This is a genomic window from Streptomyces nanshensis (assembly GCF_001751255.1).
Classification (GTDB): Bacteria; Actinomycetota; Actinomycetes; order Streptomycetales; family Streptomycetaceae; genus Streptomyces; species Streptomyces nanshensis_A.
The window spans coordinates 1-8301 of the sequence record NZ_LJGW01000197.1 but is presented as its reverse complement, the minus strand read 5'-3'; the positions used below and the strand labels follow the sequence as shown (position 1 = coordinate 8301).

Here is an 8301-nt window from a genome sequence, read left to right as displayed (position 1 = left end):
CGCGCCGCCCGGCCGACGCCGCGCCCGCGAGCCCCGCGCAGCCGCCTGCCGCCACGGTGCCCTCCGTGCTCCGCGTCGGCATCGAGGAGATGCCCTACCTCGTCGACCACTGCTTCTTCCGGCAGCGTCCCGACTGGCCGGACGTGGCCGACCGTTGGCCGATCGTCCCCGCCACCACCGTGATCAAGCACCTCATGGAGATCGCGGAGAGCGCGGTGCCCGGCATGCGCGCGGTCGGGGTGCGCGACGTACGGCTGCTGAAGTGGATCGAGGCCGTACCGGCGCACGACGTCCCCGTCTCCGTACGGCATCTGCCGCACGGAACGGCGCCCGCCGAGGTCGAGGTGGAGCTGACGGGCTCCTCGCGGGCCGTCGTCCTGCTCGCCCCGCGGTACGAGCCGCCGCCCGCGCCGTGGCCCGTCGACCCGTCCGCCGACCGCACCCCGCAGATGCGGGCCGAACAGCTCTACACGGAACGGTGGATGTTCCACGGCCCGCTCTTCCAGGGCGTGAGCGAGCTGACGGCCATCGGCGACCGGCACGTACGGGGCGTCCTCACCGCCCCCGAGGCTCCCGGCTCCCTGCTGGACAACGTCGGGCAGTTGCTGGGCTACTGGATCATGGCGACGCTCACCGAGCGCACCACCGTCTTCCCCGTGAGCCTGGGCGACATCCGCTTCCACGGACCCGAACCGGGCCCCGGCGAGCGTCTGACGTGCGCGATACGCATCACCGGCGTCACCGAGGGGACGCTCACGGCGGACATGCAGCTCCTCCACCAGGGCCGCGTATGGGCCGAGTTGAGGGACTGGACCGACCGCCGCTTCGACACCGACCCCGGCATCCGCGCCGTCGACCGCTTCCCCGGCTCCCACACGCTCTCCACCCGGCAGCCCGAGGGCTGGGCGCAGGTGCACGAGCGCTGGCCGGACCTGGCGACGCGCGAACTGGTGATGCGCAACATGCTCGGCGGCGAGGAACGCAACGGCTACGCCGCTCTTCCTCCCGTCCGCAGACGGCAGTTCCTGCTCGGCCGGATCGCCGCCAAGGACGCGGTGCGCTCCCTGCTGTGGGACGAGGGAGCCGGAGACGTCTATCCGGCGGAGATCGCCGTGCACAACGACGGTGAGGGCAGGCCCGTCGTCAGCGGTGTGCACGGGCGCGCCGTCGGGGAGCTGACGGTCTCCATCGCACACCGCGGCGAGTGCGGTGTGGCCATCGCGCGCCGCGGCCCGTGCGGCATCGACGTCGAGGAGATCACCGCCCGTCCGCGCTCCACCGTCGAGGCGGCGTGCGGCACGGACGAACTCGCCCTGCTGCGCCGCCTGTCGGCGGAGGCGGGCGACGGCGGCACGGCGGACGGCACGGCGGACGAGGAGGTGTGGTTCACCCGCATGTGGGCGGCCAAGGAGGCCGTCGCGAAGATGCGCGGCACCGGGCTGCGGGGACGCCCGTCGGACTACGAGGTGGTCTCGGCGGACGGCGGCCTGCTGCGGGTGAGATACGGGGACGACTCGCACGAGGTGCGGGTGCGGGAAACATCGAATCCGCCGGGCTTGCCCGAGCGGCGGTATGTGGTCGCGTGGACGACCGCCTACGAGGAATCAGGAGTGCGAGATGACCACTGACGCGACCGGGGTCGCGGCCGCGCAGCCGCAGGTCCGCGCCGACGCGGGGGCCGTTCTGGCGGACATCGCCGGCATGCTGCGCGAACTGCTCGAGGAGTACGGCCTCGACGAGGCCGAGATCGGGCGGGAGACGACCTTCCACGACGACCTGGAGCTGGAGAGCATCGACCTCGTGTCGCTCTCGGGTTCGCTGCGCGAACGCTACGGGGACCGCGTCAACTTCGCCGAGTTCGTCGCCGACCTCGAACTCGACGAGATCATCGCGCTGACCGTCGGGCAGCTCGTGGACTTCGTCGTCGAGTCGCTGCGCTCCACGGAAGCGGGCTGATCCGGGATGAAGATCCGTACCGGGGACATCAGCACCCACGTGCAGTACCTTCCCGCGACCCGGCGGGAGGGAGCGCAAGGGGAGCCGCCCGTCGTGGTGTTCGTGCACGGGCTGCTGACCGACAGCCTCGCCAGCTACTACTTCACGCTCGGGCCCGCCTTCGCGGCGCAGGGCATCGACGTGATCATGTACGACCTGCGCGGGCACGGCCGCAGCGACCGCCCCGAAACCGGTTACCAGGTCGAGTACTTCGTCGACGACCTCGTCGCGCTGCTCGACGCGCTCGGCGAGAAGCGCCGTGTGCACGTCGTCGGCAACTCCTTCGGCGGCACGGTCGCCGCCGGTGCCGCCGCCTGGTACCCGGACCGGATAGCGACGCTCACCCTCATCGAGGCCGAGCCGCCCGTGCAGCGCTGGACCGAGCACATGCAGCAGGGGCTGGCGCTGGCCAAGGAACAGCTCGTGCACGACGCGGTCATCGAGTGGATCAAGGAGAACCGCGGCGCGCAGACCGCACGCCTCTCGCGGGTCGCGGCCCGCATCCTCAACTCCACGACGATGGGCGACGAAGTGTGGAGCGGACGCGTCATCGACGACGACCTGTCCGCGATCACCTGCCCGGTGCTGGCGATCTTCGGCGAGGAGTCCGGACTCGTCGAACAGGTACCGCTCTTCGAGAGCGCCTTGGAGCGCTGCCGCACGGTCGTCCTGCCCGAGCAGGGGCACTCCGTCCTGGTCGAGAAGACCAAGGAGACCCGCGACCTGCTGCTGGAGTGGATACGCGAGCACGACCTCGCCGCACAGGGCGCGGACGGACACGAACTCGCCGAGGCCCTGCGGTGACTCGTTTCCTCTTCGTCGTCCCCCCGCTGGTCGGGCACACCAACCCGCTGCTGGGGGTCGCCGCCGAACTCGCCCGCGACGGCCACCGGGTGGCCTGGGCCGGGTACGGCGATCTGATCCGGCGACTGGCGGGGGAGGAGACCGAGACGTACGAGACGGCGATGCCCGACGCCGGCCTGCGCCGCCCGCCCAAGCTGATCGGGCCCGCCGCCTTCCGCTTCCTGTGGGAGGACTTCTTCGCACCGCTGGCCGGGCTGATGGCGCCGGGCGTCGACGCGGCGATCCGCGCGTACGAGCCGGACGTCGTCGTCGCCGACCAGCACGCCGTCGCCGGCGCCCTCGTGGCCGAGCGGCACGGCATCCCGTACGTCACGTCGGTGACGACCTCGGCCGAACTGACCGACCCGCTCTCCTCGATGCCGAAGGTCGACGCCTGGCTCAAGGGCATCTTTGCCGGGCTGCGCGAGGAGTTCGGCGACCCGGCCCGCGACGACGACCCCCGCTTCTCGCCGCACGGCATCATCGCCTTCACCGGACGCGCCCTGCTCGGGGACGGGCCGCTGCCGTGGGACGGGGTGCGGCTGGTGGGCCCGACGATCGACCGCCGCCCCTCGCCGTGCGACTTCCCGTACGACGAACTGGACCCCGGGCGCCGCAAGGTGCTGGTGACCCTGGGCACCGCCAACGCGGAGGCCGGCGAGCGCTTCCTCGGCGAGGCCGTGGCCGCGCTGGAGTCGATGCGCGAGAGCGTCCAGGGGATCGTCGTCGACCCGGGCGGCGTCCTCGGCGCCCCCGGACAGCCGGGACGTCCCGGCCCCGCCGGCGGCGCGGACACGGGGGAGCGCAGCGCACTCGACGGCCAACTGGACCGCGCCGCACGGGAGTCGGGGCTGCTGGTGCGCGACTACGTACCGCAGCTCGAACTGCTTGCGCACCTCGACGCCGTCGTCTGCCACGGCGGCCACAACACGGTGTGCGAGTCGCTGTGGCACGGCGTACCGCTCGTCCTCGCACCGATCCGCGACGACCAGCCGATCGTCTCCGGCCAGGTCGTCGAGGCGGGCGCGGGCGTACGGGTCCGCTTCAACCGGGTGGACGCCGAACGGCTCGCCACCGCCGTCCGCACCGTGCTCGACCCGGCGGGCGGCCACCGGGCCGCGGCCGAGGAGATCGGCCGCTCCCTCCGCGAGGCCGGCGGCGCGCGGGCCGCCGCGGAGGAACTCGGCCGTATCGCCGCGCGGCAGGCCGACTACCAGGCAGCAGGCTGACTCCCGCCCGACCAGCGACGTCAAGGACCTCACATGACGACGGCTCCCGGAACCCACGAGCCCTTCGGGTTCTTCCAGGGCTCCCCGCCACAGGCGCAGCCACCGCAGCAGCAGACCGTGCCGGAGCGGCCCGGCGACCCGCGGGCCAGCGTGCTGCGCATCGACCACCGTAAGCGCGCACCGCTGCGGGTGCTGATGGGGTACGCCCGACCGCACCGCCTCGTCCTGTTCGCGACGCTGATGCTGGTGCTCATCTCCAGCGGCGCGGGCCTGATGCAGCCGCTCGTCGCACAGGACGTGCTCTCCTCGCTCTCCGACGGCAAGGACGTCAAGGGCCCCGTCATCCTGCTCGGCGCCCTGGTCGTCGCGGGCGCCGGACTGACCGGTCTGCAGTCGTGGTGGCAGCAGCGCACCTCGGAGCGCGTCGTGCGGCGCGTACGGCAGGACCTGGTGTTCCGGCTGATCAGGCTGCGGGTGCCGGAGCTGGACCGGCGTCCGCCCGGCGACCTCATCGCCCGTGTGACCTCGGACAGCACGCTGCTCCAGAACGCGGCCACCGAGGGCCTGATCATGATCGCCAACGGCATCCTCAGCATCCTCGGGGCGGGGGTGCTGATGGGCGTGGTCCATCTTCCGCTGCTGGGCGTGACGGTGGGCGTGCTGCTGACCGTCGGCCTGATCATGGGCGGCATCCTGCCGCGCATCCGCAAGGCCGTCGCGCGTGCGCAGGAGTCGATCGGCGCCGTCGGTTCGGCGCTGGACCGCACGCTCGGCGCCGCCCGTACGGTGAAGGCCAACGGCGCGGAGGACCGGGAGACGGAGGTCGCCGACCGCGCGATCGACGGCGCGTACAAGGCCGGTCTGGTGGGCGCCCGTTACGTGGCGCTGGTGAAGATCCTCTCCGGTGTCTCCATCCAGGCCGCGTTCCTCGCGGTGCTCGGGGTGGGCGGCGCGCTGGTGGCCTCCGGGGACCTGGAGACGCCGCAGCTCATCGCGTTCCTGCTGTACGTCTTCTATCTCGCGAGCCCGATCGGCTCGCTCGTCGCCGGACTCGGCATGCTCCAGCAGGGTCTTGGGGCCGTGGGACGCATCGAGCAGATCAAGCGGATGGCCGTCGAGGCGGACGTCGACGAGGAACCGGGCGCGGTGCGGCAGCAGTTGCCGCCGGGCGCCGCCGCGCCGCGTACGCCGACCGGCGAGCCGGAGGACCGCATGCCGCGCCACCCGGCGAGCAACGGTACGGGCGGCACCGCCCCGCCGCGTCCGCCGAACGGGCACCCGGCCGGGCTCGCCCACGGAAACGGACTCGTCCACGGAAACGGGCACGGAAACGGGCACGGTCCGCGCGACGAGGCGATCCACGGCAACCCCGCCTCGACGATGCAGCTTCAGGCGGTCGGGGCGCGCGCCTCGGGCATCCGCCGGCCGCCGACCATCGAGTTCCGCGACGTCCGCTTCGCGTACCCGGGCCGCGGCACGGCGCTCAAGGGCATCTCGTACACGATCCCCGGCGGTACGCAGACCGCGCTCGTCGGGCTCTCCGGCGCGGGCAAGACCACCATGTTCGCGCTGTTGCAGCGCTTCTACGACCCCACCGCGGGCCAGATCATCATCGACGGCGTCGACATCGAGACCATGCGCCGCGCGGAGGTGCGCCGGCGCATCGCGTACGTCGAGCAGGACTCGCCGGTGATGGCGGGCACGCTGGAGGACAACCTCAAGTACTCGGCGACGAACGCCTCCGAGGCGGACATCGCCGAGGCGCTGCGCGTCACGCGGCTCGACGCGCTGATCAGCCGGCTGCCGGACGGACTGCGTACGGAGGTCGGCAACCGGGGCGTCTCCCTCTCCGGCGGCGAGCGCCAACGGCTGGCCATCGCACGGGCGTTGCTGCGCAAGCCGGAGGTGCTGCTGCTGGACGAGGCCACGGCGCAGCTCGACGCGCGCAACGAGCAGGCGCTGCGCGACGCGGTGGACCAGGCGGCTCAGCGCTGCACGGTCATCCTCATCGCGCACCGGCTCTCCACGGTGACGCACGCGGACCAGATCGTGGTGATGGAGCACGGGGAGATCCGGGCGCTCGGCAGCCACGAGGAGCTGGTGAAGGCCGACGGTCTCTACCGCGAACTCGCCGCGTCGCAGATGCTGGTGGGCGAGGACGGCGNCGCGGGGAACGCGGCGCCCGCCGCACCGGCGGAACCGTCGGCACCGGCACCGGCACCGGCACCGGCACCGGAACCGGGCCGACAGCAGCAGCCCGTTCAGGGGCAGCCGCCCCAAGGACCCGCGCGCCGGCCGCAGTCGGCGGACCAGCCGTCCCCGCCGCATCCCGCGCGGACGGCCGCCCATCCCCAACAGCCGCCCGTACAGGGGCAGTCCACGCCGGCGGCGTCCGCACCGCCTCCGCCACCGCCGCCCCCGCCCGCGCAGACACCGGCGGGCGGCGGCGGAGTCCGCAACCGCTGAGCGGTTCCGTACGGGAATCGCGTACGGACCGGACCGGGCCGGACCGGCCGAGCCGGAACAGGAACAGGGACAGGAACGGAAGCAGGAACCGGAACATGTGAAGGGCGCCCGCCGCGTACGACGGACGCCCTTCACATCCCCGCCAGGGGTGGTTTCGTGCCGCTGCCGGTCAGCCCATGAGCGGGTTCAGGGCGGCGAGGTAGCCGTCCCGGTGCCCTACCGTATTGGGGTGGTAGGACTCGTTGAGCTTGTCCCACTCCAGGCTGGTGACCCATTCATCGTTGCCCGAGCAGATGGTGTGCGGGTCGAAAACCGGACGTGCGTCCAGGAATGTGAATCCCGCTTCCTTGGACCGTGCTGCCATGATCTCGGCGAGGGTGTCGGCCGCGGAGTTCAGTGCGGACCGCTCCTTGTCGCTGAGACCGAGAATGCCGCAGTCCCCGCCAATTGTGTAAAGCCGCGGATATCCGACGACTATGACTTTCGCGGACGGAGCCGCGGCACGCACCGCGGAGTACGTCTTGGCGAGAGCCGGCGAGAGCTGGCTGGTCGCCGCGGCCTTCGCCGCGTCGACCCCGGCGATGCAGTCCGCGTCGTCCACGGTGAGGATGCAGTTCTTCAGCACGTCGACGAAGCCGACGTCATTGCCGCCGATCTGCAGTGTCACCAGCGAGGTGTCCGACGTCAACTGGCCTACCTGCGAGTTGATGACGTCGGCCGTGGTCGCGCCCGAGCATGCGGCCTCGACGAATCCGACATCCTGGTGCGCCGCCGCCCAGAGCCTGGGATAGGACGTCGGGCCGCGCCGGCAGGCGTCGTCGGGATCGTCGTAGGTCTTTGTTCCTACAGCGACGGTGTAGGAATCTCCAAGAGCCACATATTTGCCCGCGGCAGCCTGTGATCCCGGAGCGACGAAGGCTATGGCCACCATCGCAAGCAATGCGGCGAACATCAGCTTCAACGAGCGCATGAAGTTGTCTTCTCCGAAGGTGGGGGATGAGAACAGAACATCCTAGAAATAGCAGCTCGCGGGCGCGCGTGGGTACGTCTGCGCACAGAGTTTTTCGATCACGGTTCGATAAACTGCGGTCTTTCGAGCATGTATCGGTGATCGCTTGCCGGGTGGCAATACCGGCAAATGCGGGCGACTTTCTTCGGCTATTTCTCCGGAGTCGCGGCGGAGATTAGCGGGCGCGATCGCCGGTGCCGGACAGGGGGTGTCGGGTCATGGTGCGACGGGCCGCGGCACGGCGGACCGGCCGCCGCCGCTGCCTGCTGTGAAGGCCCTTCACCACTCCCTCACTCGCCCTGCCGTCCGCCGTCACGCCCTCAACTCGCCCCGCTCCGCTTCGCGTTCGCAACCACGACGGCCGTCGCTCGTTCGAGGGAGGGGCGTCCGGGCGTAACGGTTCGGCTGGCCGGCCGCCGCCTACGGTCCGGTGCATGCCCGCCACCACCGGAGAACGCACGGGCCCCGAGGGCCAGTCGGGGCCCCACGGTCGCCAAGTGCCGCCCGCCGCACGCCCGTCCGCGCCCGATGCCCCCGCGCCCACCACGGCGACATCCACCGCGACGTCCACCGTGACCGCGCTCCACCTCGGCGCCTTCCGCGCGCTGCGCGGCCGCACCGTCGACCTCGCACCCGTGACCGTGCTCAACGGGCCGAGCGGCAGCGGCAAATCGGCCGTCCTGGAGGCGTACGAGGCACTGGCCCGGCTCGCGGGCGGCGCCGTGCTGGACGAGGTCTTCGGCGGCGCACCCGGCGGTC

At 71.9% G+C, this 8301-nt stretch carries 6 protein-coding genes and 1 pseudogene; 6 read left to right on the top strand and 1 reads right to left on the bottom strand.

Annotation, left to right across the window (positions count from 1 at the left end; genetic code table 11):
* The 5 genes from AN218_RS11820 to AN218_RS38145 form a co-directional block, all read left to right on the top strand.
* Positions 1-1628, top strand: a 1628-nt coding sequence (locus AN218_RS11820) for a 4'-phosphopantetheinyl transferase superfamily protein (protein WP_141747537.1), incomplete at its 5' end; no start/stop codon positions are given.
* Complete coding sequence (locus tag AN218_RS11815) at positions 1618-1956, top strand: acyl carrier protein (protein WP_070016812.1); 339 nt, start codon at positions 1618-1620, stop codon at positions 1954-1956. The genes AN218_RS11820 and AN218_RS11815, both read left to right, overlap by 11 nt.
* A 6-nt stretch (positions 1957-1962) precedes the next feature.
* Positions 1963-2799: an alpha/beta fold hydrolase gene (locus tag AN218_RS11810; protein WP_070016811.1), complete on the top strand. Its 837-nt coding sequence runs from the start codon at positions 1963-1965 to the stop codon at positions 2797-2799.
* Positions 2796-4067 (top strand): glycosyltransferase, encoded by a 1272-nt coding sequence (locus AN218_RS11805; RefSeq protein WP_070016810.1) that lies wholly within the window; start codon positions 2796-2798, stop codon positions 4065-4067. Before AN218_RS11810 ends, AN218_RS11805 begins: the two co-directional genes overlap by 4 nt.
* A gap of 33 nt (positions 4068-4100) precedes the next feature.
* Positions 4101-6533, top strand: a complete 2433-nt coding sequence (locus AN218_RS38145; protein WP_244900409.1) for an ABC transporter ATP-binding protein — start codon at positions 4101-4103, stop codon at positions 6531-6533.
* A gap of 169 nt (positions 6534-6702) precedes the next feature.
* Here AN218_RS38145 and AN218_RS11790 read toward each other — a convergent pair whose 3' ends face one another.
* The gene (locus AN218_RS11790) at positions 6703-7503 is read right to left on the bottom strand and encodes an SGNH/GDSL hydrolase family protein (RefSeq protein WP_070016809.1); all 801 of its coding nucleotides are present in this window, start codon (positions 7501-7503) and stop codon (positions 6703-6705) included.
* Positions 7504-7976: 473 nt separating this feature from the next.
* Between AN218_RS11790 and AN218_RS38140 the strand changes: the two are divergent.
* Positions 7977-8301, top strand: a pseudogene (locus AN218_RS38140) (ATP-binding protein); the annotation flags it as partial.